The organism is Paracoccus sulfuroxidans, from assembly GCF_007830335.1.
Lineage (GTDB): Bacteria > Pseudomonadota > Alphaproteobacteria > Rhodobacterales > Rhodobacteraceae > Paracoccus > Paracoccus sulfuroxidans.
In genome coordinates this window covers 153,394-175,907 of sequence record NZ_VLKU01000008.1, presented here as the reverse complement: position 1 = coordinate 175,907, position 22,514 = coordinate 153,394, and the positions used below count along the sequence as shown (strand labels likewise).

Sequence of the window (22,514 nt, the reverse complement as noted above, 5' to 3'; positions counted from 1 at the left end):
GCATCCGTCCTTGGAGGAGAGCACCCGAGATGCAAGCACCCACCCGGCACGAACAGGCGGCTCAGGCCGTCGCGCGGCTGATGGCCAGCCCCCGTGACTATGATCAGGCGGTGAAGGATTACCGCTTCGAATGCCCCGAGTATTTCAACTATGCCTATGATGTCATTGACGATATCGGCGCCAATCGGGACAAGGTCGCGGTCATCACCGTGTCGGGCGACGGCAGCCAGATCGGGCAGCTGAACTATAGCGATCTGTCGCGTCGATCATCTCGCTTCGCCAATGCGCTGGACGCTTTGGGGCTGAAGAAGGGCGATTTCGCGGTGCTGGTCGCGGGGCGGATTCCCGAATGGTATGACGCGATCTTCGGCTGCATGAAGATGGGCGTCGTCTCGCTGCCCGGCACCACGCAGCTGACCGCGAAGGACATCGCTTACCGGGTGAATGCCGTGGGCGCGCGCGCCGTCATCGTCTCACCCGAGCATTGCGGCAAGGTCGATCAGATCCGGGCCGATTGCCCCTCGCTGGAATATTTCATCGTGCTGGGCGGGCCGGTCGAGGGGTGGACCTCGTCACAAGAGATCACCGAGACCGCCGCCGATACCGTCCCCGAGGATCGCCGCCCCGAAACGCGCCGCGACGACGTGATGATGGGCTATTTCACCTCTGGCACCACGGGCATGCCCAAGATGGTGCCGCGCGATTATTCCTATGCGCTGGCCCATGCCTCGACGGCGCTCTTCTGGATGGACCTGACGCGGGACGATGTGCACTGGACCCTGACCGATACGGGTTGGGCGAAGGCTGCCTGGGGGATGCTGTTTCCCCAGTTTCTGGCCGAATGCACGGTGGTTCTGTTCAACGGCACCGGCTTTGACGCCGATCTGCATCTGCGGTTGGTCGGCAAGCTGGGCGTGAACACCTTCTGCGCGCCCCCGACCGTTTATCGCGCCTTCGCGCAGATGGATCTGTCGGGCTACGACCTCTCATCGATCCGCCGCTCGCTTGGCGCGGGCGAGCCCTTGAACCCCGAGGTGATCCGCTTCTGGAAGGACAGCACCGGCACCACCATCGCCGATGGCTATGGCCAGACCGAGACCCTGAACATCATCGGCAACTTCCCCGGCAAGCCCGTCAAGATCGGCGCGACCGGCCTGCCGGTGCCGGGTCTTGACATGCGGGTCGTCGATGATGCGGGCAATGAGACCCCGCAGGGCGAGGTCGGCAATATCGCAATGCGCGTCACCGAGCCCTGGCCGCCGGGCCTCTTCACCGGCTATTTCACCGCGAATGGCCCCGACCGGAAAGCGTTCCGCAACGGCTGGTATTACACCGGCGACACCGCCCGGCGTGACGAGGACGGCTATTTCTGGTTCGTCGGCCGCGCCGATGACCTGATCACCTCATCCGGCTATCGCATCAGCCCGTTCGAGGTCGAAAGCACCCTGCTGGAGCATGACGCCGTCGCCGAAAGCGCGGTGATCGGCGAGCCCGACCCCGAGCGGGGCGAAATCGTCTCGGCCTATATCATCCTGATGAAGGGCATCGAGCCCTCGGACGATCTGGTCAAGAACATCCAGAGCTTCTGCCGCGAACGCACCGCGCCTTACAAATACCCGCGCAAGGTGACTTTTGTGACCGAACTGCCAAAGACCATCTCGGGCAAGATCCGCCGGGTCGAGCTGCGCGCGCGCAGCTAAGCCAAAGCGCGGGGCAGGGCCGGTCTCTGCCCCTAGCGCAGGCCCATATCGGCCAGCGCCTGCGCGATGTCGCTGGGCAGCGACGGCTCGGCCTCGCGGCCCTTCGGCAGGTCCGGCGGGGCATCCGTGCCCGCCAGATAGCGCCAGCCCTGAAACGGGCGGCGGGGCACGGCGCTGACCCGCACCAGCCCCGGCGCCAGAATCAGCGCGCAGCGGCGGATGCCATCCTCGCCCGTGACTTCCTCAAGCGCGACGATGGGCTGGCGCGCCTGCAAGACCCCCTTGAAGACCCAATAGATCGAGCCGCCGTCCAGCAGTTCGGCCTCGCGCTTGGGCCACATGCGGGTGACGTGGCGGGCGTTCCCGCCCTGCCAGCGCGTCGCCTGCCAGGCTTCCAGCTCGGCCGGGTCGTCGCAGCCGACGCAGAGTTTGATGAGATTCAGCGTTCCACTCATGCCCTGCAGATACAGCCTTCCCCGGTCCGGGCGCAAGATTGCCGGGTTGTAACCTTGGAAGGGCGGGGGTAACGCGGATGGGCATATGGGGAAGACGATGACCGACCCGAACCACAGACCCGCCAATCGACAATCTTTGCCGGAATTCATCGCCATGCAGGCGGTGATCATGGCGCTTGTCGCCTTCTCGATCGATTCCATGCTGCCCGCTTTACCCGAGATCGCGCAGAAGCTGACGCCGGAAAATGTGAACCGCGCGCAGCTGGTGCTGACGGCCTTCATGGCGGGCATGTCGCTGGGCACGCTGGGGGCGGGGCCGCTGTCCGATGCTTTCGGGCGCAAGCCGGTCATGACAATCGGTTTCATTATCTATGCGCTGGCGGCCTTCGCAGCGATCTTTGCGGATTCGCTGTGGCTGCTGCTGCTGGCGCGCTTTGTCCAAGGGTTCGGTGCGGCCGCCCCGCGCATCGTCGGGCTGGCCATGGTCCGCGACCTTTATCAGGGGCGCGAGATGGCCAAGATCACCAGCTTCGTGATGATGATCTTCATCCTTGTGCCCGCCGTCGCGCCCTCGCTGGGCTCGGTGGTGATCCATGTCGCCGGTTGGCGGGGGGTCTTTGCCTCGTTCATCCTGCTGGCAATCCTGGGTGCGACTTGGCTGAACCTGCGCCGGGACGAGACGCTGCCCGCCCCCCGGCGCATCCCGCTGAGCGTCGGCAACCTGATCGCTTCGGCGCGCGAGGTGATCGGCGATGGGCAGGTCCGGCTGGTCATCGTCGTCATGGCGCTTGGCTTTGGGCAAATGTTTTCGCTGCTCAGTTCCTCGCAGCAGATCTATGCGGATCTGTTCGGCAAGACCGATAGCTTCCCGACCTGGTTTGCGGTGATGGCGCTGCTGTCGGGCACGGGCACCATCCTGAACGTGCGCTATGTCGTGCGACTGGGCATGAAGCGCATCGTGACCGTGGCCTATGCCATGCAGACGGTGGTCTCGGCGGTGATGCTGCTGCTGGTGGTGTCGGGCATCGTCCCCGAGGGCCTGCGGTTTGCGGTTTTCTTCGCCTGGGCGGTCAGCGTCTTTTTCATGGCGGGGATCACCTTCGGCAACCTCAACGCCATGGCGATGCAGCGCAAGGGGCATATCGCGGGCATGACGGCCTCGATCGTCTCGGCGGCCTCGACGCTGGGCGCGGTGCTGATTGCCGCGCCGGTCGGGCTGATGTTCGACGGCTCGCTGCGTCCGCTGGTGGCGGCGACGCTGATCTGTTCGGGGCTGGCGCTGTTCCTGATGCGCCGCATCTCTGAGAATGAGGCGGTCGCGACCTCGTGATCGCATCCCGGACGTCTTGGTCCGGGAGGTTTAAGCCTGCCTTAAGCTCCGCTTTGCACACCCGCCCCAGATGGTCGCCCCGTCCGGGGCTTTCGGCATGGTGGCGGCCCGGAACAAAGGAAAAAGGGCAGTCGAGATGGACAAGACAGGACAGATGCATCGGTTGGGCAGGCGCGGCTTTCTGGGCAGCGCATTGGCCTTTGGAACGCTGGGCGTGACCGCACCGGCATGGGGGCAGGCGATCGACCCGACGACCGGGCAGCAGATCCTTGGCCAGTCGCAGGGCGGTGCCGCGCCGGATCTGGGGACCTATCAGCTGGACCCGAATGCCGACAGCCGCCGCAACATCTCGAGCTTCCGGGGGCAGGACTGGCGGCCCTATTTCCCCAGCCTTCAGCATGGGGCGATTCTGGTCGATGTCACCTCGCGCGCGCTGCATTACTGGTCCGAGGATGAGGCGACCTATCGCCTGTTCCCAAGCTCGATCCCCATCACCGAGGAACTGACCCGTCGCGGCCGGACCGAGATCGTCCGCAAGGCGCAATCCCCCACCTGGACCCCCACGCCCAGCATGCGCGAGCGCAACCCCTCGCTGCCCGTGCAGGTCAAAGGCGGTGCGCCCGAGAACCCGCTGGGCCCCTATGCGCTTTACCTGACCTGGCCCGCCTATCTGATCCACGGCACGCATGACACGCGCAAGATCGGGCGCAAGTCCTCGGACGGCTGCTATGGGCTTTACAATGAGCATATCACCGAACTGTTCGGCCTTGCCGGCGTCGGCACGCAGGTCCTGATCATGTAGTCGCCGCACAAGGCACGAAAGACACGCAATCCGCCGGTGGATCACTGGCGGATTGTTGCGTTTCAGCGGGGATTTGACCTGCGTCGCAGACATGTGTGATCGCATGCAATACTGCGCTCAAGGTGTTGATCTGAGGTGATTTTCAGGTGGAGTGGCAGCCCGTAGGGGAGTCGAACCCCTCTTTTCAGGTTGAAAACCTGACGTCCTAACCGATAGACGAACGGGCCACTTTCTTCTTCCGTCGGGCAGTGCCCTGCGGTGTGGAGCGGTGTTTAGGCCAGGTCCCTGAGGGGCGCAAGGGTAAAAATCGACCTTTCCGCATTTATTTCCGAAAGGTCAAAATTTCCCGGCGATTCAGGCCGGTGCGGCGTCATCAAGGCGCAGGCGGACCCGCTCGCGCCCGCCCCATTGCGACAGTTCCAGCTTGCCCGCCAGATGGAAGCGCCGCCCCTTGGCGGCCAGCAGCGCAGGCCCCAGCGGGCCGGACATCGCGCCCCAGGCCACGGCCTCAAGCGGCGGGCTGCCGGGGCTGCGGAAGCGCAGGCGCAGGTGGCTGTCGCCCATGGTCGAGGCGCTGTCGATCAGCTGCTCGGCAAAGGCAAAGCGTGGGGCAGGGGCGGCCTGTCCGAAGGGACCGGCGCGCTCCAGCAGATGCAGCAACTCGACATCCGCGCCCGCCGGGTCCAGAAGGCCCGAGATGCGCAGCTCTCCCGCGCCCGAGCGGGTGGCCATCTCGCGCGACAGCAGCTCTGAAAGGCGCGCCATGGCGGCGGGAATCGCCTGTTCTTCGACTGTCAGGCCTGCGGCCATCGCGTGACCGCCGCCCTTCAGCAGCAGCCCTTCGGCCGCCAGCCGCTGGATGGCGCGGCCCAGATCGACGCCCGCGACCGAGCGGGCCGAACCCTTGCCGATGCCACGCTCGACCCCGATGACGACCGAGGGCAGGTCCTTGGCCTCTTTGACGCGGGCGGCGACGATGCCGACGACGCCCGGGTGCCAGCCGTCGCCTGCCGCCCAGGCAAGAGAATCGGAGGGCCCGCGCGCATCGACCTGCGCCAGTGCCTCTTCCCGCACGGCGGCCTCGATGGCGCGGCGGTCGCGGTTCAGCTCATCCAGTTCGGTCGCCAGCCGCGCCGCTTGATGCGGGTCGCGGGTGGAAAGACACAGCGCCCCCAGATCGGCCCGCCCCACGCGACCACCCGCATTGATGCGCGGCCCAAGCAGGAAGCCAAGGTGGAAGGCCGTGGGCGCGCTGTCGAGCCGCGCCACATCCGAAAGCGCTGCCAGACCCGGCCGGTCGCGCCGCGCCATGACGACCAGCCCCTGCCGCACGAAGGCGCGGTTCACGCCCACCAGCGGTGCCACATCGGCCACCGTGGCCAGCGCCACCAGATCCAGCAGCCCGATCAGGTCGGGCTGGGGACGCCCCTCGGCGCGCAGCAGGCGGTTGGCATGGACCAGCGTCAGGAAGACCACGCCAGCGGCGCAGAGATGGCCCAGACTGCCGTCCTCATCCGCGCGATTGGGGTTCACCACGGCCAGAGCAGGGGGCAGCGTCTCACCCCCCTGGTGGTGGTCCAGCACGACGACATCGGTTGGGCCAGCGGCGGCCAGCGCCTCATGGCTCAGCGTGCCGCAGTCGACACAGATGATCAGGTCGTGATTGGCGGCCAAAGCCGCGATGGCCGGGGCGTTCGGGCCATAGCCCTCGTCGATGCGGTCGGGGATATAAAGGGTCGCGTCATGCCCCTGCTGGCGGAACCAGTCCAGCAGCAGCGCGGCCGAGGCACCGCCGTCCACGTCGTAATCGGCAAAGATCGCGATGCGCTGCCGCGCGGTGGCCGCAAGGGCGATGCGCCCGGCGGCAATGGCCATATCGCGCAGCGTCAAGGGATCGGGCAGCAGGTCGCGCAGGCGCGGGTCCAGAAAGGTCTGCGCATCGGCAGGCGCGACCCCGCGCGTGGCCAGGATCCGGGCCACGGCCAAGGGCAGGCGGCTTTCCTGCGCCACGGCCTCGGCCGCGCGTTCGATGGCGGGGTCGGGGCCGATCCAGCGGCGGCCCGACAGCGAGGCGGAGACATCAAGAAAAGCGGTCATGGCCTGCTTCTGGGCCATGACCGCTTCATGTTCAAGTCCGCAGAAGGATCAGCGGATCGGGTTGCGATAGATCATGCGGCGGACCGACCCGGTCTTCGAGCGCATGAGGATCGTTTCGGTTTGCAGGTAGTGCGGCTCGCGCTTGACGCCCGCCACGATCGAGCCATTGGTGACCCCGGTCGCGGCAAAGATCACATCGGCGGTGACCAGCTCATCGCGCGAATAGATGCGGTTCAGGTCGGTGATCCCGGCCTTGGCGGCGCGGCCCCGCTCATCATCGTTGCGAAACAGCAGCTTGCCCCACATCTGACCGCCCATGCATTTCAGCGCCGAAGCGGCCAGAACGCCCTCGGGCGCGCCACCCGAGCCCATGTACATGTCGATGCCGGTCAGTTCGGCCTCGGCGCAGTGGATCACGCCCGCGACGTCGCCATCGGTGATCAGGCGGATCGCCGCGCCGGTCGAGCGGACCTCGGCGATCAGGTCCTCATGGCGCGGACGCTCGAGGATGCAGACGGTGATGTCGCTGTCCTTGACGCCACGGGCCTTCGCCAGTGCGCGCACACGCTCGGCCGGCGACATGTCGAGGCTGACGATGTCCTTGGCATAGCCCGGGCCGATGGCGAGCTTCTCCATATAGACGTCGGGCGCGTGCAGCAGCGTGCCCTTGGGGGCCATGGCGATCACGGTCAGCGCGTTCGGCATGTCCTTGGCGGTCAGCGTCGTGCCTTCCAGCGGGTCCAGCGCGATGTCGACCTCGGGGCCTTCGCCGGTGCCAACCTCTTCGCCGATGAACAGCATCGGAGCCTCGTCGCGCTCACCCTCGCCGATGACCACCACGCCCTTGATGTCGAGCATGTTCAGCTGATCGCGCATGGCGTTGACGGCGGCCTGATCGGCAGCTTTTTCGTCGCCACGACCGATCAGACGGGCCGAGGCATGCGCAGCCGCCTCGCTGACACGGGCCAGCCCAAGCGAGAGCATGCGGTCATTGAAATCCTTGGGCGCGGTCATCGTTGATAATCCTTGTACGCAAACTGGTTTGCGCGGGTTCTAGGCCCTGACCGCCCTCCGGGCAAGACTGAGCGCGCTAACGGGCTAGATTTCCGCCAGTTCCAGCGCCAGAGCATGGATGCGCAGCACGATGTCGCCCAGTGTGCGATGGACCAGTCGGTGACGGGCCACATGGTTCAACCCGGCGAAATCGGGGCTGGCCATGCGGATGCGGAAATGGGTCTCGCCCCCCTCGCGCCAGCCGCCATGGCCGCGATGGCTTTCGCTTTCGTCCAGAATCTCCAGCCGCGACGGTGACAGCTCGGCCAGCTTCACGCGCATCTCATCCGCAATCATCCGAATTCCCTCTTTCATGTCCTGTTGAATAGCTTAAACTGCCGGTCCCGTTCAGGACAAGGCAGGCAGATGAGCAGTAGTGACCCGTTCGGTTTTGACATTTCCGCGGCTTCTGACAAGAAGCGCCGCGCCAAAGGACGGCGCGGTATGTCCGGTGCGTTCGAGACCTCGACCCGCAGATGCGACAAGGAAGGCTGCGACCTTCCCGGCCAGTATCGTGCGCCGAAATCCCCTCGGGCGCTGGATGATTATTATTGGTTCTGCAAGGATCACGTCCGCGAATACAACCTGAACTGGAACTATTTCCAGGGCCAGTCCGAGGCCGAGTTCCAGCAGTTTCTGGACAATGCCACGGTCTGGGAGCGTCCGACGAAACCCTTCGGTCGCTCGACGCAGGAACAGAAATGGGCACGCCATGGTGTGGACGATCCGCTGGACATCCTCGGAGCCAATGGCACCAACCCTGAGGTGCGGCTGAAATCCACCCGCAAGCTTCCGCCGACGGAACGCAAGGCGCTTGAGATCCTCGAGGCGCGGGAAACTTGGACGCGAACCGAAATCCGAAAGCAATACAAATCCTTGGTGAAGGATCTTCACCCCGACATGAACGGTGGAGATCGCTCGGACGAGGACCGGCTGCAAGAGGTCGTCTGGGCCTGGGACCAGATCAAGGACAGCCGCAGCTTCAAGGACTAGTCCGAGTAAGAAGAGTGGGGGCTTTGCCCCCGCGCTGACGCGCTCCCCCAGGATATTTTCAGCATGAAAGAAGACGGATGCGTGTTTCTTTCATGTCCAAATATCCTGCGGGGTCCGGGGGCGCATAGCCCCCGGTGCTGAGCGTGATTTTCAGACCGCTGCTTTCAGTGCGTCGACCAGATCGGTCCGCTCCCACGAGAAACCACCGTCAGCTTCAGGCGCGCGGCCGAAATGGCCATAGGCGGCCGTGCGGCGATAGATCGGCTTGCAGAGATCAAGCTTTTCGCGAATGCCGCGCGGGGTCAGGTCCATGACCGTGCCAAGCGCCTTTTCGATCTGCGCCTCGGGGACCGTGCCGGTGCCGAAGGTGTCGGCATAGATCGACAGCGGTTTCGCAACGCCGATCGCATAGCTGAGCTGGATCACGCAGCGCGTAGCGAGTCCAGCCGCCACGACGTTTTTCGCCAGATAGCGCGCGGCATAGGCGGCAGAACGGTCGACCTTGGTCGGGTCCTTGCCCGAGAATGCACCGCCGCCATGCGGGGCCGCGCCGCCATAGGTGTCGACGATGATCTTGCGGCCGGTCAGGCCCGCGTCGCCATCAGGACCGCCGATGACGAAAGTGCCGGTCGGGTTGACCCACCATTCCGTGCGCTCGGTCAGCCATTCGGCGGGCAGCACTTCGCGGATATAGGGCTCGACGATGGCGCGGATGTCATCCGAGGTCTGGCTTTCGTCCTTGTGCTGATGCGACAGCACGAGGCTTGTGACCTCGACCGGGCGGCCGTTTTCATAGCGCAGGCTCAGCTGCGACTTTGCATCCGGGCCAAGGCTGGGCTCGGCGCCGGACTTGCGGGCCTCGGCGAGGCGGCGCAGGATCGCGTGCGAGTACTGGATCGGAGCTGGCATCAACTCGGGCGTCTCATCCACGGCATAGCCGAACATGATACCCTGATCGCCCGCGCCATCCCGATCAACGCCTTGGCTGATATGGGCGGATTGTTCGTGCAGGAAGTTCTGCACGTGGCAGGTGTTCCAGTGGAACTTCTCCTGCTCGTACCCGATGTCGCGGATGGTGTCGCGGGCGATCTCGCTGATCTTGCCCATATAGTCGGCCAGACGCGCCTGATCGGTCAGGCCGATTTCGCCGCCGATGACAACGAGGCCAGTGGTAGCGAAGGTCTCGCAGGCCACCCGCGCGGCGGGGTCCTCGGCCAGAAGTACGTCAAGTACCGCGTCAGAGATCTGATCGCAAAGCTTATCCGGATGCCCTTCGGAAACCGATTCCGAAGTGAACACATAGTTCTGTCTGGCCATTGAAAGTGCTCCGTTACATAGAAAACCCTGCCACGCCAGGAAGCCGTTGTGGCAGATCATCGGCCTGCGATAGGGCACGCAGGGAGTGCAGTCAACCGTGAAGCTTGGGGCGCCGGGCCGCAGCCCAAAGCGCAAGCGCCAGCATCAGGGCCAGGATCGGCCAGTCACCAAAGCGCGACCAGAGCGTGGGCGGCAGGTGACCGGGGAGGCTGGCATCGATGCGGCCCTCCAGCCCAAGGCCGAGCGTTGCCCGCAGTTCTCCGCGCGGACCGATGACGGCCGAGACGCCGGTATTCGCCGCCCGCATCATCGGCAGGCCGGATTCGATCGCCCGCAGCCGTGCCTGTGCCAGATGCTGCCAGGGCCCCGAAAGCGCGCCGAACCAGGCGTCATTCGTCACCTGCAAAAGCCAGTCGGGTCGATCCGCACCGGTGATGAGGTGGCGCGAGAAGACCGCCTCATAGCAGATCAGCGGCTGCACCAGTGGAAGGTTCGCCAGCGACATGGTCTTGGGACCGTCACCCGCCGAATAGCCCGCGCCATAGCGGGCGGCGAAGGCACGAATGCCGAAGCGCGCGGCGACATCGCCAAGGGGCGTGTATTCCCCGAAGGGCACGAGGTGGAACTTGTCATAGACCGGCCCGATCCCGTTCGAGGAGAACTCGGTCAGGCTGTTGAAATAGCGCTCATCTTGCGCGCGTTGAATGCCAAGGATCACGGGCGCTCCGGCGACTTCGGCGATTTGTTGAGGAGCATCGCCGGATTGATCCAGCAAGAAATTGACGGCAGTCTCGGGCCAGATGACTGCGTCCGGTGCAGCTTGCCCCTCATCGCGCGCGGCAGACAGATCGATCAGGCGCTGGAAAAAGACCTCGGACCAATATGGGTCCCATTTCAGCGCCTGCGTGGCATTGGGTTGCACGAGGCGCAGGTGAACATCGGTGTCAGGCGGGGCGGGTGCCGCCAATCGCGCAAGGCCGAAGCTCCAGGCGGTGGCGATCAGGAGGGCGGAGAGCAGAATGCCGGGGAGGAAGGCGCGAGGCGTAGTCGGGCCCGCGCGCCGTAGCCAAACCGGCAGGCAGGCTGTGATCATCGTCAGGGCGGACAGCCCAATGCTGCCCGCCACTGCGGCGAGTTGACCGGCGGGCGTGTTGATCCAGATATGTCCCGTCAGAGCCCAGGGCAGGCCGGTGAAGATCCAGCCACGCAGCCAGTCCGACAGCACCAGCGCCGTCGCGAAAAGCACGGCACGCGTCGCGAGTGAGCGACCGAAGCGACCGGCGATCCAGCCCGGCAGGGTCCAGAACAGCGCCCCGCCCGCCGCCATCAGGGCCAGCGCAAAGGGGGCCATCCAGCCATAGACTTCCGGTTCGACCAGAAACGGCTCGGTGATCCAGGACATGGCGACGGCGAAATAGCCAAGGCCAGCCATGAAAGCGTGCCAGGCCGTGGCTCGGGCCGAACCGCTGCCCGACATGCGCCAGATCAGCACGGCCAGAGCCGGGATCGTCAGATACCACAGATCCCAAGGCGCTTGCCCGAGCGCCGCAAGAGCGCCCAGCACAAGGCTCAGCGACAGCGCGCCCAGACCGGGCCGGAGTCGCTGGACGCCGGGGGCCTTTGCGCGCGCCGTCATGTCGCGGGCTTAGGCCTCGGCCTTCGGCGCTTCGGCAGAAGGCTCGGACGGGTCCTGCGGGCTCGCCTCGGGAGCGGCTGCATCCGCAGCCTTCTTGCGCGTCCGGCGGACCGGCTTGGCCGGGGCGTCAGCGGCCTCGGCTTCTGCGGCAGGCTTGGCGCGGCTGCGCGTGCGCTTGGGCTTTTCGGCCTGAGGCGCGGCCTCGTCAGCAGCCGCAACCTCAGCGGTGTCGCTGGTTTTGGCGCGGGACGCGCGGCGCGGCTTCGGTGCTTCAGTCGCCTCACCCTCGGGCACGGCCTCGGCAGCGGGCTTGGCTTTCGCGCGGCTGCGCCGGGGCTTGGGGGCCTCGGGTGCGGCGACGATTTCCGCAGGCGCTTCGACCGGCACGGCCGCTTCGACCTCGGCCACCACAGGGGCAGGGGACTCGACGGCGATCTCGGCCGCAGGCGCGGTGTCCGGCGTCGAGATCTCGATCCGGGTCACCTCGGGGTTCAGCTTCTGCTGGCGCGATCTTTCGCGACGCGACTGGCCGCGCGGCTGTTCGTTGCGCGCCTGCTCCGGCCGTGCCTCATCGCTCGACGCACCACGGGCTTCGGCCTCCGAGGCCGGAGTCTCGATGATCGAGGGGCGGAAGCTGCGCGTCATGAAGTCCGGCATATGCTCGCCCATACCAAGGACCGGGGCGCGGTCGCCCTGACGATCCTGACGGCGATTGTGCTCGCGATGTTCATGCGGCGTGTCGTGGCGACGCTCCTCGCGGTTGTTCTCGCGACGCTCATCACGACGCTCTTCCCTGCGGTCTTCGCGACGCGGCTCCTGGCGCTCCTCGCGACGATCATGGGCGCGGCCCTCGGTCGTGCGGTCTTCACGCGGCGCGGCAACCTCATCCTTGCGGCCATGGCGCGAGGAGCGGTTGCGACCCCGGCCATTCTCACGCTCACGCGGAGGACGCGGAGCCTCTTGCGCGGCTGCCGAAAGCTGGAAGCCCTCGGGCAGTTCAGCACGCGGTAGCGTCTGGTTCACCAGCGTCTCGATCGCCGTCAGGTATTTCTCATCAGCGGGGGTCGAGATCGAAATCGCGGTCCCCTTGCGGCCAGCCCGACCGGTGCGGCCGATGCGGTGGACGTAATCCTCGGCATGGCTGGGCAGGTCGAAGTTGATCACATGGCTCACGGCCGGAATGTCCAGCCCGCGAGCCGCGACGTCCGAGGCCACCAGAACCCGCAGCTTGCCGTCACGGAAATCGTCCAGCGTCGCCATGCGGTGGCGCTGATCCAGATCGCCATGGATCGGGGCTGCATCAAACCCATGCGCTTTCAGCGACTTGGCGACGATATCCACATCCGTCTTGCGGTTGCAGAAGATGATCGCGTTCTTCAGTTCATCGCCTTCGGCGCGGATCAGGGCGCGCAGCAGCTCACGCTTCTGCTTGGCCGACTGGTCGCGGCGCGTCGGCGTGATCTCGACCAGCCGCTGCGTGATGGTTTCCGAGGTCGTCGCCTGACGCGCCACTTCGATGCGCTCGGGCGAGTGCAGGAAGGTGTCGGTGATCCGCTCGATCTCAGGCGCCATGGTGGCCGAGAAGAACAGCGTCTGACGGGTAAAAGGCGTCAGCTGGAAGATCCGCTCGATATCGGGGATGAAGCCCATGTCGAGCATCCGGTCCGCCTCGTCGACGACCATGATCTGCACGCCGGTCAGCAGCAGCTTGCCGCGCTCGAAATGATCGAGCAGACGGCCGGGTGTCGCGATCAGCACGTCGACGCCACGGTCGATCAGCTTGTCCTGCTCACCAAACGAGACGCCGCCAATCAGCAGCGCCTTGGTCAACCGGGTATGCTTGGCATAGGTGTCGAAGTTCTCGGCGACCTGAGCCGCCAGTTCCCGCGTCGGGCACAGCACCAGGCTGCGTGGCATGCGCGCACGGGCACGGCCACGACCCAGAAGCGTGATCATCGGCAGGGTGAAGCTCGCCGTCTTGCCGGTGCCGGTCTGGGCGATGCCCAGCACGTCGCGGCCCTCAAGCGCAGGGGGAATCGCCCCGGCCTGGATCGGCGTCGGGTTTTCATACCCCGCCTCCGAGACGGCTTTCAAAACCTTGGGGTCGAGCTTCAGATCAGTAAATTTTGTCATCAAGGGCTTTCGTATTTAGCGCAAGATTGCGTCCGTGAATGCCGCGTGGTTCGATTTTGCAGCAGTTCGGGACGTATCTCCGCACGCCCCTCGGGTGACCTGCCGGATGCAGGCTGTGCGCGGACTAGCCGAATTTGTCAGCGACGTCAATCTGAAGCCGCCAATCCGCCGGACCGCCTGATGCTGCATATGGGAAGTCACACCCGCTCTGCAAGGACGCCAAAGCAGGATATCCATCTTCTTCGTTGCCCAAATACCCAAAAGCCGACGCTCCAGCCTGGCACAGCACCACCGTCTGACGCGCTTTCCGGGCCGCAGTTGACTGTCATATGCAAGGGACGTTATCCCGCAACCATCACTTGGATGGACATCATGAACCTTTTTTCGGATATCCGCGCGCTCGTTCTGGATGCGCTGGCGCAGATGCAGCAAGCGGGCGAACTGCCCGCCGGTCTCGACACCGCAGCGGTCACCGTCGAGCCTCCGCGCGATCCGGCACATGGCGACATGGCGACCAATGCGGCGATGGTGCTGGCCAAGCCCGCTGCGAAAAAACCGCGTGAGATCGCGGATCTTCTGGCCGCACGGCTTGCGCAGGACCCGCGCATCACCTCGGCCGAGGTGGCGGGACCGGGCTTTCTGAACCTGCGTCTCGCGCCTGCCGAATGGCAGGGCGTGTTGCGCGCGGCCCTGACCAAGGGCGCGGATTACGGCCGCTCGACTCTGGGGGCCGGGCGCAAGATCAACGTCGAATTCGTCAGCGCGAACCCCACAGGCCCGATGCATGTGGGCCATACCCGGGGCGCGGTCTTCGGCGACGCGCTTGCAGCGCTTCTGGATTTTGCGGGCCATGACGTCACGCGCGAATACTATATCAATGACGGCGGCGCGCAGGTCGATGTGCTGGCACGCTCGGCCTATGAACGCTACCGCGAGGCGAACGGACTTGAGCCCGAGATCCGCGAAGGCCTCTATCCCGGCGACTATCTGATCCCGGTGGGTGAGGCGCTGAAGGCCAAATATGGCGGCAGCCTGCTCGACAAGCCCGAGGCCGACTGGCTCGACGAGATCCGCGAATTCGCCACCGCCGCCATGATGGACATGATCCGCGAGGATCTGGCGCTCTTGAACGTGCGCATGGATGTCTTTTCCAGCGAGAAGGCGCTTTACGGCACCGGCCGCATCGAGGCCGCCATTGACCGGCTGCGTCAGGCGGGGCTGATCTATGAAGGCGTGCTGGAACCGCCGAAGGGCAAGACGCCCGAGGATTGGGAGCCGCGCGAACAGACCCTGTTCCGCTCGACCGCGCATGGGGATGATGTGGACCGTCCGGTGATGAAATCGGACGGAAGCTGGACCTATTTCGCCCCCGACATCGCCTATCACTGGGACAAGATCGACCGTGGCTTTGATGAGCTGATCGACGTCTTCGGCGCCGACCATGGCGGCTATGTCAAGCGGATGACGGCGGCGGTGAAGGCGCTCTCGAACGGGCGTGTGGCGCTCGACGTCAAGCTGATCCAGCTGGTCAAGCTTTTCAAGAACGGCGAGCCCTTCAAGATGTCGAAGCGGGCAGGGACCTTCGTCACCCTGCGTGATGTGGTCGAGCAGGCGGGGGCGGATGTGACCCGCTTCCACATGCTGACCCGCAAGAACGATGCCGCACTCGACTTCGACTTCGACAAGGTGCTGGAACAGTCGAAGGACAACCCCGTCTGGTACGTGCAATATGCCAGCGCCCGGGTGAACTCGGTTCTGGGCAAGGCGCGCGACATGGGCGTCGATGTCACGGACGCCGCACTCGCTCGCGCGGATTTGTCCCGTCTGAACCATCCGGCCGAACTTGACTTGGCCCGGAAAGTTGCAGAATGGCCACGCATCGTGGAAATCGCGGCGCGGGCGAATGAGCCGCATCGCATCGCATTCTTCCTTTATGACATCGCATCTGACCTGCATTCGCTGTGGAACCGCGGAAATGATGAACTCAGCCTGCGTTTCCTGCAGGAGGGCGACACTGATTCGACCGCTGCGAAAATTGCGCTTGTCCGGTCCGTTGGCGTTGTCATTTCGGCCGGTCTTGGTATCTTGGGCGTGACTCCGGCTAAAGAGATGCGCTGACCAAACAGTGCCCTGCCGGGGATCGAGCAGATAAACGGTTAACGTCGGATCAACCGGCAGGCAGGCACGAATGGCAGTTGTTGATTTCCGCTCGGGCGGATTCGAAGGTAAGCAGCCCCCGCGGTTGTCGCAGGAGTTTCCCTATGACCAGCAGGTTCAGGGGCAGCAGGGCGACAGCTGGCACGAGGAGCAGTGGGACGATGCCCGCTTCGCAACCGAGGCGATGCCCGGCACGCTGGACCAATCCAACAGCCTTTTGGGGCGCGTCTCGCGCCTGACCCATTATCTGGGCGCGCTGGTCTCGGTCGGGCTGATTGTGATTCTGGCGGTCTGGGGCTTCAAGCTTGTCGTGCGCGATGTCTCGGGCGTGCCGGTGATCCGCGCGATTCAGGGCGAGGCCCGGACCGCGCCCGAAAACCCCGGCGGAGAGCTGACCAACCACACCGGCCTTTCGGTCAACGCCGTGGCGGGGGGCAATGATGTTGCCGCCGTCGACCGCGTGGCGCTGGCCCCCTCGGCCACGGGTCTGGGCGAGTCAGATGTCGCCATGGGTGAGTTCGGCGCGACCGCGCAGGACCCGACGAATGCCAGCGACCTGCCGCTGCTGCCGGAAACCGCCCGCGTGATCCCGCTGCCCGATGGCGCGGTGGCCGACACTCCGGCCCCGACCGACACCGCCGCACCTGCGGGCGAGGCACCGGTCAATGAGGCCGTGACCGATCTGGATGGCCAGACCACTCAGGATGCCGCGATCAGCAGCGCGCTGGCGGAAGCCGCCGTGCCGACGCCTGCGGTTGCCAATTCCGCCCGCCCGGCCCCGCGTCCGCGCCGTGTGGCCGCCGCTTCGGTCGTCGCGACCGATGCCGCCCCGGCTGCTGCCGCTGAGGCCCCTGCCGCACGCCCGGCTGCCGCGACGCCTGCGCCTGAAGCCGCACCTGCCTCGGCCGGTGGTGGCAGCGCGCAGGTCCAGATCGGCGCCTTCGACAGCGACGCTCTGGCGCGCGGCGAATGGGGTCGGGTCTCGGGCAAATATGGCGCGCTCTTCTCGGGCAAGTCGATGATCGTGCAAGAGGCGAAAAGCAACGGCCGCATGTTCTGGCGTCTGCGGGTTGGCGGTTTCGACAACCGCGATGAGGCCCGTCGCTTCTGCGCGGCGCTGATCTCGGGCGGCACGGACTGCATTCCGGCCCCTGCCTCGAAGTAAGATGGCGATTGCGGCCTGCATCCTCGGCGGCATCGCCGGGCCCGATCTGGACCGTGCCGAGCGGGAGTTCTTTCGCTCGGCCAACCCCTGGGGCTTCATCCTTTTCGGACGCAACATCGACACGCCGGACCGCCTGCGCCGGCTGACTTCGGAGTTGCGCGAGACGGTGGGCCGCGACGTGCCGGTGCTGATCGATCAGGAAGGCGGGCGGGTGCAGCGCATGCGCAGCCCGCATTGGACCGACTGGCCCTCGCCGCTGGAGCAATCCGACCGGGGCGAGCGTGCCGTCTGGCTGCATCACCACCTGCTGGCGCAGGAACTGGCGGCCATGGGGATCGACGCGAATTGCACCCCGGTTCTGGACATCGCGCGCGACGACACACACCCGTTCCTGCAAAACCGCTGCCTTGGGCGCGACGCCGACACCGTGACCCGCATGGGCCGGATCGCGGCGCAGGCGACGCTGGCGGCGGGTGTCCTGCCCATCGTCAAGCATATGCCGGGCCATGGCCGTGCGCGCGTTGACAGCCATCACGACACGCCGGTTGTCGATGCCTCGCTTGACGAGTTGGACCGCACCGATTTCGCTCCGTTCCGCGCGCTGGCTGATCTGCCGCTGGCGATGACCGGGCATATCACCTTCACCGCGATTGACGATCAGCGTCCCGCCACCCTGTCGCCGCAGGTTGTGGCGATGATCCGCGACCGGATCGGCTATGACGGCCTGCTGATGACCGATGACATCGGCATGCAGGCCCTGAAAGGCACCTCGGCCGAGCGTGCCGCTGGCGCGATTGCGGCGGGCTGCGATCTTGTCCTCAGCTGCAACGAAACCCTGCCGCAGATGGAGCAGATCGTCGCCTCCTGCGGGACCATGCCCGCGAAGTCCATCGCGCGCGGCGACCTTGCGCTGGCCCTGCGCCGCAAGGCGGTGGAACTGGCCTCGAGCGAGGATCTGCGGGCCGAGTTGCGCGGCCTTGGCGGTCTCGCGTAAGCGGGTGCGGTTGACTTAACCCGGCTCAGGCCCGATTCTGTGGCGATGGCCGCAGCTGCGGCGACTCGCGGATATTCCATGACCAGGGTGCCCTATCTTACGCCCGTTCCCGATGCGCCCGAGGCGCAGGGGACGCCCCATCTGCCGGGACTTGAGCCCGCGCAGACCGTCTCTGAACGTCAGGCAGAAGAGGTGCTGGTCGTCGATGTCTCGGGTTTCGAGGGGCCGCTGGACCTGCTGCTGACGCTGTCGCGGACGCAGAAGGTCGATCTGATGCAGATCTCGGTTCTGGAACTGGCCGATCAATATCTGGCCTTTGTTGAACAGGCCCGCGCGCTGCGGATCGAACTGGCGGCCGATTATCTGGTGATGGCGGCCTGGCTGGCCTTTCTGAAATCGCGCCTGCTGCTGCCGCCCGACCCCGAGGCTGAAGGCCCCTCGGCCGAGGATATGGCCGCCTATCTGGCCTTCCAGCTTGAGCGCCTGTCGGCCATGCGCGAATCCGCCGCGCGGCTGATGACGCGCCACCGGCTGGGCCAGGACCGTTTCGTGCGCGGCGCGCCCGAAAAGATCACCCGCAACCGGCGCGTGGAATGGCAGGCGGGGCTTATCGACCTGATGCGGGCCTATGCCCGGCTGCGCACCCGCGATGAATTCCGGCCCTATGCCTTTGACCGCAAGAACGTCTTCACCATGGAGCAGGCGCTGGACCGCCTGCGCGCCTTGATCGGCTTTGCGGGCGATTGGGCCAGCCTCGCCTCATTCCTGCCCGAGGGGTGGGAGGGCGATCCGAAGCGCCGCCGCTCGGCCACGGCGGCGACCTTTGCCGCGACGCTCGAGCTGGCGCGGCAGGGGGCCATCGACATCCGCCAGGACGGATCCTTCGCCCCGATCACCATTCGCAGGCGACCCGAGTGACTGGAGAGAATTTGACCAACGACGCCCAAACCACCGACGCGCCCGAGGAACAGCCTGAGGCGGCTGCGGATCTCGACCTGCAACGCTTCCCCCCGCCGCCCCTGCACGAGCAGGAGCGCATGGTTGAGGCGGTGCTCTTCGCCTCGGCACGTCCGCTGTCGCTGCGCGAGGTCGCGGCGCGCCTGCCGGTGGGTTGCGATCCCGCCGAGGCGCTGCAGGGCCTGCGCGTGCGCTATGCCGGGCGCGGGGTCGAGCTTTGCCGGGTGGGCGACGCCTGGGCCTTTCGCACGGCGGGCGATCTGGGCTTCCTTCTCCAGGATGACGCCATCGAGACCCGCCGCCTGTCGCGCGCGGCGACCGAGACCTTGGCGATCATCGCCTATCACCAGCCCGTCACCCGCGCCGAGATCGAAGAGATCAGGGGCGTTGCGGTCAATCGCGGGACGCTGGATCAGCTGATCGAGATGGAATGGGTTCGCGTCGGACGGCGGCGGATGACGCCGGGCCGTCCGGTCACCTTCGTCGTGACCGAAAGCTTTCTGGATCATTTCGGATTGGAAAGCGCCCGCGATTTGCCAGGGCTTTCCGAACTTCGGGCGGCGGGACTGCTGGAATCGCGGCCTCCGGGCGAGGGTGCGCCCGAGGGCCTGTTCCCTGCACGCGACCCCGAGGAAGACGAGGGCAGCGATCTGCCCGCCGACGATCTGTTCGAGGACGAATAGTCATGCAGCAGTTTCTGAACCAGTTGACCCGAATGATCGCGAACCGGCTGATCAATCGCGGCATCAACACATCGATCGACACCGCGACCGGCGCGAACTCGGCGCAGAAGACCCCGCAAGAGCGTCGGCAGGCGCAGCAGAACGCCAAGCGCCTGCGCCAGAGCTTGGGCATTCTACGCCGCTTCATGCGCTAGCGCGCTGCCGCCTACAGAATGAAGCTGCTGGCGTTCAGCGCCACCGGATCGTCGATGAAGATGGCGAAATCCGCCACGCGGTCGCCGTTCACATCGCCGCTGATCAGCCGCCCTCCGGCCGAGATCTCGACATGGAGCTGTCCCGCGATGCCGGTGAATGCGGCCCCTCCGATAAACGAAAACGCCTGATTCCCGGCGGCCGAGGCGTTTGCATCGATCAGGGACAGGTCCACCCGGTCGCCCTGAGCCAATGTGAAGTCGGTGATCGTGTCGCGCCCGCCTGCACGCGAATCGGCCAGCCCGGTGAAGATGAAGCGATCCGCACCGAAACCTCCGGTCAGCGCATCCGCGCCAAGCCCGCCGGTCAGCGAGTCATTGCCGCTGCCGCCGCTCAGCCGGTCGTTTCCGGCCAGCCCCAGCAACTGGTTCGCGCCCGTGCTGCCGATGATCACATTCGCCAGCGTATTGCCGCGCCCAAGGACCGCCGCGCTCTGCGTCAGCGTCAGGTTTTCCTGATAGGCGCCCAGCGTCCAGTTGATCTCGCTGTAGACGGTGTCGATGCCGCTGTCGCGATAGTCCCACAGCAGAACGTCGCCCCAGCCGACGTAATAGCTGTCATTGCCCGCGTCGCAGTAAAGCGAATCGGCCCCCGCGCCGCCGATCAGGACATCATTGCCGACGCCTCCGCTGAGCTCATCCGCGCCGGTGCCGCCGCTGAGGAGGTCGTTGCCGCCATCCCCCATCAGCGTGTCATTGCCCGCGTCGCCGTAAAGCCGGTCGCCCAGATCCGCCGCCGTCGCGTAATAGCCGCCGCCGCTCAGACGGTCGTTGCCCTCGCCGCCGAAGATCGCGTCGGCCCCATCGCCACCCTCAAGCTTGTCATTGCCGCCCCGGCCTTCGAGGGTATCTAGGCCCGCTTCTCCGTAAAGCTCATCCGCACCCACGCCGCCATAAAGGCGGTCATTGCCTGTCCCGCCCCAGGCGCGGTTCAGCAGGGCAAAGGGCCAGGTTTCGTTCTGCAGATCGACCCAGAGGATATCGTCGCCCGCGCCCCCGCGCAGATTGTCCGCGCCCGATCCGCCGACCAGAAGGTCGTTGCCGTCTCCGCCCTCCAGAATGTCGCCGCCCGACTGGCCATAAAGGCTGTCATTGCCATTGCCGCCGTAAAGCTGGTCCGAGCCGCCATTGTCGCTGCGCCACCAGAAGGGCTCATCGGTGCCGCAATCGCCGTAAAGCGCGTCATTGCCGTCGCCACCGTAAAGCTGATCGCCCTCGGTGAAATCCGAGCCGTCATTGTAGATATCGCCGAACAGCGTGTCATTGCCGCCAAGGCCATAAAGCGTGTCGATGCCATTGTCATATTCGGCACCGACGACCCGGGCGCTGCCCCATAAAAGGTCAGCCCCCGCCGTTCCGATCAGATTGCCGTTCGGATTTCGCGCCATCCTGGTCTCTCCCAAGGGCTGAAACCGGGGGGCCGCGACCCTCCCGCGTCAGGCGTGCAGCCCTCGCGCCCGGTGGGGCGATGATCTCATGAGAGGGGCAGGACGCGAAGTGGGAATCTGCGCGTCAACCGGTGGCTGCAAAGCCGGTCAGTCGCGGAATTGCTTGGCGAGCTTCAGCCCCTGGCCCTGATAGTTCGAGGCGATGCCGGTGCCATAGAGCCGGTCGGGGCGGGCGGCCATACGCTCATAGATCAGGCGTCCGACGACCTGCCCATGCTCCAGCGCGAAGGGGGCCTCGTGACAGCGGACCTCAAGCACGCCGCGCGCGCCATTGCCGCTGCCATGGCCAAAACCGGGGTCGAAGAAACCGGCGTAATGGACGCGGAATTCGCCCACCATCGCCAGATAGGGGGCCATTTCGGCGGCGTAATCGGGCGGGATCGCCACGGCCTCGCGGCTGACGAGAATATAGAAGGCGCCGGGGTCCAGAATCAGCTGGCCGTCATCGGCGTGAAGCGGGTCCCAGAAATCGCGCGCGCGATAGGCACCGATGCGGTCCAGATCGATGACGCCGGAATGCGGCCGGGCGCGATAGCCGACCAGCGTGCCCTCGGCCGGGCGCAGATCGACCGAGAAGCCCAGGCCCTCATCGATCAGGGCCTCGCCCGAAACCAGCGGCTGGGCCGCGTGCAGGGCCTGCAGATCGCCGTCCGACAGCACCGCCTGTCCCTGACGCAGGCGCAGCTGGTTCAGCCGCATGCCGGGACGGACGAGGACGGAAAAGGAACGCGGGCAGATCTCGGCATAGATCGGGCCGTCATAGCCGTCGGGCAGGCGGTCGAATTCGGTCCCGTCATCGGTGACAAGCCGCGTCAGCAGGTCCAGCCGCCCGGTCGAGGATTTGGCATTGGCGACCGCATCAAGGCCCGCTGGCAGCGACAGGCGCTCCATCAGGGGGACCAGATAGACGCAGCCTTTCTCCAGCACGGCACCACCGGTCAGGTCCATGCGGTGCATCTCGAAATCGGCCAGGCGGTCGGTGACCTTGCGGCCCTTGCCGCAAAGGAACGAGGCGCGCAGCCGCCATGCGGTCGTGCCAAGGCGCAGGTCAAGGCTCGCGGGCTGAATCTGTTCGGGCAGGATGGGGTGGCTTGCGGAAATCGCGCCGCTCTCGATCAGCGCGCGCAGGCTTACGTCAGGCAGAACGCCGTTCATCGCAGATCCCTCCCCAAGCAAAAGGAAACGCCCACCCCCGGATGGGGATGGGCGTTTTCGGAATGGTCGGGCCGGCGAGATTCGAACTCGCGGCCTTCCGCCCCCCAGACGGACGCGCTAACCAGGCTGCGCCACGGCCCGACGCTGGCCATATAGATCGAAGCTCGCGGGCAGCACAAGGGGTAGAA

At 65.9% G+C, this 22,514-nt stretch carries 18 protein-coding genes, 2 tRNA genes, 1 pseudogene and 1 riboswitch; of the genes and pseudogenes, 10 read left to right on the top strand and 11 right to left on the bottom strand.

Translation table 11 applies throughout. From position 1 onward, the window contains the following. Positions 1 to 29: 29 nt before the first annotated feature. Complete coding sequence (locus IQ24_RS13960; RefSeq protein WP_199756581.1) at positions 30 to 1,700, top strand: acetate--CoA ligase; 1,671 nt, start codon at positions 30 to 32, stop codon at positions 1,698 to 1,700. A gap of 32 nt (positions 1,701 to 1,732) precedes the next feature. Here the strand turns inward: IQ24_RS13960 and IQ24_RS13955 are convergent, their stop codons facing one another. Continuing rightward, positions 1,733 to 2,155, bottom strand: coding sequence for a DUF1489 family protein (locus IQ24_RS13955; protein WP_145398838.1), 423 nt, complete (start codon positions 2,153 to 2,155; stop codon positions 1,733 to 1,735). Positions 2,156 to 2,252: 97 nt separating this feature from the next. Between IQ24_RS13955 and IQ24_RS13950 the strand changes: the two genes are divergently transcribed. Then, a complete protein-coding gene (locus IQ24_RS13950; protein WP_145398836.1) occupies positions 2,253 to 3,485 on the top strand; it encodes a multidrug effflux MFS transporter in 1,233 nt (410 codons plus the stop codon). 136 nt (positions 3,486 to 3,621) lie between these two features. Beyond that, positions 3,622 to 4,287 carry a L,D-transpeptidase gene (locus IQ24_RS13945; RefSeq protein ID WP_242008178.1) on the top strand — a complete coding sequence of 222 codons (666 nt, stop codon included), beginning with the start codon at positions 3,622 to 3,624 and terminating at the stop codon, positions 4,285 to 4,287. A 152-nt stretch (positions 4,288 to 4,439) separates the two neighbouring features. Here IQ24_RS13945 and IQ24_RS13940 read toward each other — a convergent pair. The 4 genes from IQ24_RS13940 to IQ24_RS13925 form a co-directional block, all read right to left on the bottom strand. Next, positions 4,440 to 4,514 (bottom strand) — tRNA-Glu (locus IQ24_RS13940). A 127-nt stretch (positions 4,515 to 4,641) separates the two neighbouring features. Beyond that, positions 4,642 to 6,384 (bottom strand): single-stranded-DNA-specific exonuclease RecJ, encoded by a 1,743-nt coding sequence (gene recJ, locus IQ24_RS13935; protein WP_145398834.1) that lies wholly within the window; start codon positions 6,382 to 6,384, stop codon positions 4,642 to 4,644. 48 nt (positions 6,385 to 6,432) lie between these two features. Further along, positions 6,433 to 7,398 (bottom strand): class II fructose-bisphosphatase, encoded by a 966-nt coding sequence (glpX, locus tag IQ24_RS13930; protein ID WP_145398831.1) that lies wholly within the window; start codon positions 7,396 to 7,398, stop codon positions 6,433 to 6,435. 84 nt (positions 7,399 to 7,482) lie between these two features. Then, complete coding sequence (locus IQ24_RS13925; protein ID WP_145398956.1) at positions 7,483 to 7,734, bottom strand: BolA family protein; 252 nt, start codon at positions 7,732 to 7,734, stop codon at positions 7,483 to 7,485. 69 nt (positions 7,735 to 7,803) lie between these two features. On the opposite strand from IQ24_RS13925, the gene IQ24_RS13920 reads away from it, so the two are divergent. After that, on the top strand, positions 7,804 to 8,430 hold the full coding sequence (locus IQ24_RS13920; protein ID WP_145398829.1) for a J domain-containing protein: 627 nt from the start codon (positions 7,804 to 7,806) through the stop codon (positions 8,428 to 8,430). 150 nt (positions 8,431 to 8,580) lie between these two features. Here the strand turns inward: IQ24_RS13920 and metK are convergent, their stop codons facing one another. From metK to IQ24_RS13905, 3 genes and pseudogenes are all read right to left on the bottom strand, one after another. Continuing rightward, positions 8,581 to 9,747 carry a methionine adenosyltransferase gene (gene metK, locus IQ24_RS13915; protein ID WP_145398827.1) on the bottom strand — a complete coding sequence of 389 codons (1,167 nt, stop codon included), beginning with the start codon at positions 9,745 to 9,747 and terminating at the stop codon, positions 8,581 to 8,583. A gap of 6 nt (positions 9,748 to 9,753) precedes the next feature. Continuing rightward, a riboswitch (SAM-SAH riboswitch) is annotated at positions 9,754 to 9,805 on the bottom strand. 33 nt (positions 9,806 to 9,838) lie between these two features. Continuing rightward, positions 9,839 to 11,383, bottom strand: coding sequence for an apolipoprotein N-acyltransferase (gene lnt / locus IQ24_RS13910; protein WP_145398824.1), 1,545 nt, complete (start codon positions 11,381 to 11,383; stop codon positions 9,839 to 9,841). A 570-nt stretch (positions 11,384 to 11,953) separates the two neighbouring features. Next, positions 11,954 to 13,516 (bottom strand): annotated as a pseudogene (locus tag IQ24_RS13905) (DEAD/DEAH box helicase); the annotation flags it as partial. 372 nt (positions 13,517 to 13,888) lie between these two features. On the opposite strand from IQ24_RS13905, the gene argS reads away from it, so the two are divergent. The 6 genes from argS to IQ24_RS13875 all read left to right on the top strand — a co-directional run bounded on the left by argS (position 13,889) and on the right by IQ24_RS13875 (position 19,666). Beyond that, a complete protein-coding gene (gene argS, locus IQ24_RS13900) occupies positions 13,889 to 15,634 on the top strand; it encodes an arginine--tRNA ligase (RefSeq protein ID WP_145398820.1) in 1,746 nt (581 codons plus the stop codon). Between the two features lie 70 nt (positions 15,635 to 15,704). Further along, complete coding sequence (locus IQ24_RS13895) at positions 15,705 to 16,838, top strand: SPOR domain-containing protein (RefSeq protein WP_145398817.1); 1,134 nt, start codon at positions 15,705 to 15,707, stop codon at positions 16,836 to 16,838. Between the two features lies 1 nt (position 16,839). Beyond that, complete coding sequence (locus IQ24_RS13890) at positions 16,840 to 17,832, top strand: glycoside hydrolase family 3 N-terminal domain-containing protein (protein ID WP_145398814.1); 993 nt, start codon at positions 16,840 to 16,842, stop codon at positions 17,830 to 17,832. Between the two features lie 78 nt (positions 17,833 to 17,910). Next, positions 17,911 to 18,750, top strand: a complete 840-nt coding sequence (locus IQ24_RS13885) for a segregation and condensation protein A (protein ID WP_145398811.1) — start codon at positions 17,911 to 17,913, stop codon at positions 18,748 to 18,750. Positions 18,751 to 18,869: 119 nt separating this feature from the next. Beyond that, the gene (scpB, locus tag IQ24_RS13880; protein ID WP_145398955.1) at positions 18,870 to 19,472 is read left to right on the top strand and encodes an SMC-Scp complex subunit ScpB; all 603 of its coding nucleotides are present in this window, start codon (positions 18,870 to 18,872) and stop codon (positions 19,470 to 19,472) included. Between the two features lie 2 nt (positions 19,473 to 19,474). Continuing rightward, positions 19,475 to 19,666: a hypothetical protein gene (locus IQ24_RS13875; RefSeq protein ID WP_145398809.1), complete on the top strand. Its 192-nt coding sequence runs from the start codon at positions 19,475 to 19,477 to the stop codon at positions 19,664 to 19,666. 11 nt (positions 19,667 to 19,677) lie between these two features. Here IQ24_RS13875 and IQ24_RS13870 read toward each other — a convergent pair whose 3' ends face one another. The 3 genes from IQ24_RS13870 to IQ24_RS13860 form a co-directional block, all read right to left on the bottom strand. Then, entirely contained in the window at positions 19,678 to 21,111 is a 1,434-nt protein-coding gene (locus IQ24_RS13870; protein ID WP_145398806.1) for a calcium-binding protein, read from the bottom strand. A 147-nt stretch (positions 21,112 to 21,258) separates the two neighbouring features. Next, on the bottom strand, positions 21,259 to 22,326 hold the full coding sequence (locus IQ24_RS13865; protein WP_145398803.1) for a 2'-deoxycytidine 5'-triphosphate deaminase: 1,068 nt from the start codon (positions 22,324 to 22,326) through the stop codon (positions 21,259 to 21,261). 63 nt (positions 22,327 to 22,389) lie between these two features. Continuing rightward, positions 22,390 to 22,467 (bottom strand) — tRNA-Pro (locus IQ24_RS13860). Positions 22,468 to 22,514: the final 47 nt, after the last annotated feature.

Bases quoted from the DNA above. Each gene is read 5' to 3' on its own strand.
- IQ24_RS13960 (WP_199756581.1), top strand. From the start codon at position 30: ATGCAAGCACCCACCCGGCACGAACAGGCGGCTCAGGCCGTCGCGCGG.
- IQ24_RS13955 (WP_145398838.1), bottom strand. From the start codon at position 2,155: ATGAGTGGAACGCTGAATCTCATCAAACTCTGCGTCGGCTGCGACGAC.
- IQ24_RS13950 (WP_145398836.1), top strand. From the start codon at position 2,253: ATGACCGACCCGAACCACAGACCCGCCAATCGACAATCTTTGCCGGAA.
- IQ24_RS13945 (WP_242008178.1), top strand. From the start codon at position 3,622: ATGGACAAGACAGGACAGATGCATCGGTTGGGCAGGCGCGGCTTTCTG.
- recJ (WP_145398834.1), bottom strand. From the start codon at position 6,384: ATGACCGCTTTTCTTGATGTCTCCGCCTCGCTGTCGGGCCGCCGCTGG.
- glpX (WP_145398831.1), bottom strand. From the start codon at position 7,398: ATGACCGCGCCCAAGGATTTCAATGACCGCATGCTCTCGCTTGGGCTG.
- IQ24_RS13925 (WP_145398956.1), bottom strand. From the start codon at position 7,734: ATGATTGCGGATGAGATGCGCGTGAAGCTGGCCGAGCTGTCACCGTCG.
- IQ24_RS13920 (WP_145398829.1), top strand. From the start codon at position 7,804: ATGAGCAGTAGTGACCCGTTCGGTTTTGACATTTCCGCGGCTTCTGAC.
- metK (WP_145398827.1), bottom strand. From the start codon at position 9,747: ATGGCCAGACAGAACTATGTGTTCACTTCGGAATCGGTTTCCGAAGGG.
- lnt (WP_145398824.1), bottom strand. From the start codon at position 11,383: ATGACGGCGCGCGCAAAGGCCCCCGGCGTCCAGCGACTCCGGCCCGGT.
- argS (WP_145398820.1), top strand. From the start codon at position 13,889: ATGAACCTTTTTTCGGATATCCGCGCGCTCGTTCTGGATGCGCTGGCG.
- IQ24_RS13895 (WP_145398817.1), top strand. From the start codon at position 15,705: ATGGCAGTTGTTGATTTCCGCTCGGGCGGATTCGAAGGTAAGCAGCCC.
- IQ24_RS13890 (WP_145398814.1), top strand. From the start codon at position 16,840: ATGGCGATTGCGGCCTGCATCCTCGGCGGCATCGCCGGGCCCGATCTG.
- IQ24_RS13885 (WP_145398811.1), top strand. From the start codon at position 17,911: ATGACCAGGGTGCCCTATCTTACGCCCGTTCCCGATGCGCCCGAGGCG.
- scpB (WP_145398955.1), top strand. From the start codon at position 18,870: ATGGTTGAGGCGGTGCTCTTCGCCTCGGCACGTCCGCTGTCGCTGCGC.
- IQ24_RS13875 (WP_145398809.1), top strand. From the start codon at position 19,475: ATGCAGCAGTTTCTGAACCAGTTGACCCGAATGATCGCGAACCGGCTG.
- IQ24_RS13870 (WP_145398806.1), bottom strand. From the start codon at position 21,111: ATGGCGCGAAATCCGAACGGCAATCTGATCGGAACGGCGGGGGCTGAC.
- IQ24_RS13865 (WP_145398803.1), bottom strand. From the start codon at position 22,326: ATGAACGGCGTTCTGCCTGACGTAAGCCTGCGCGCGCTGATCGAGAGC.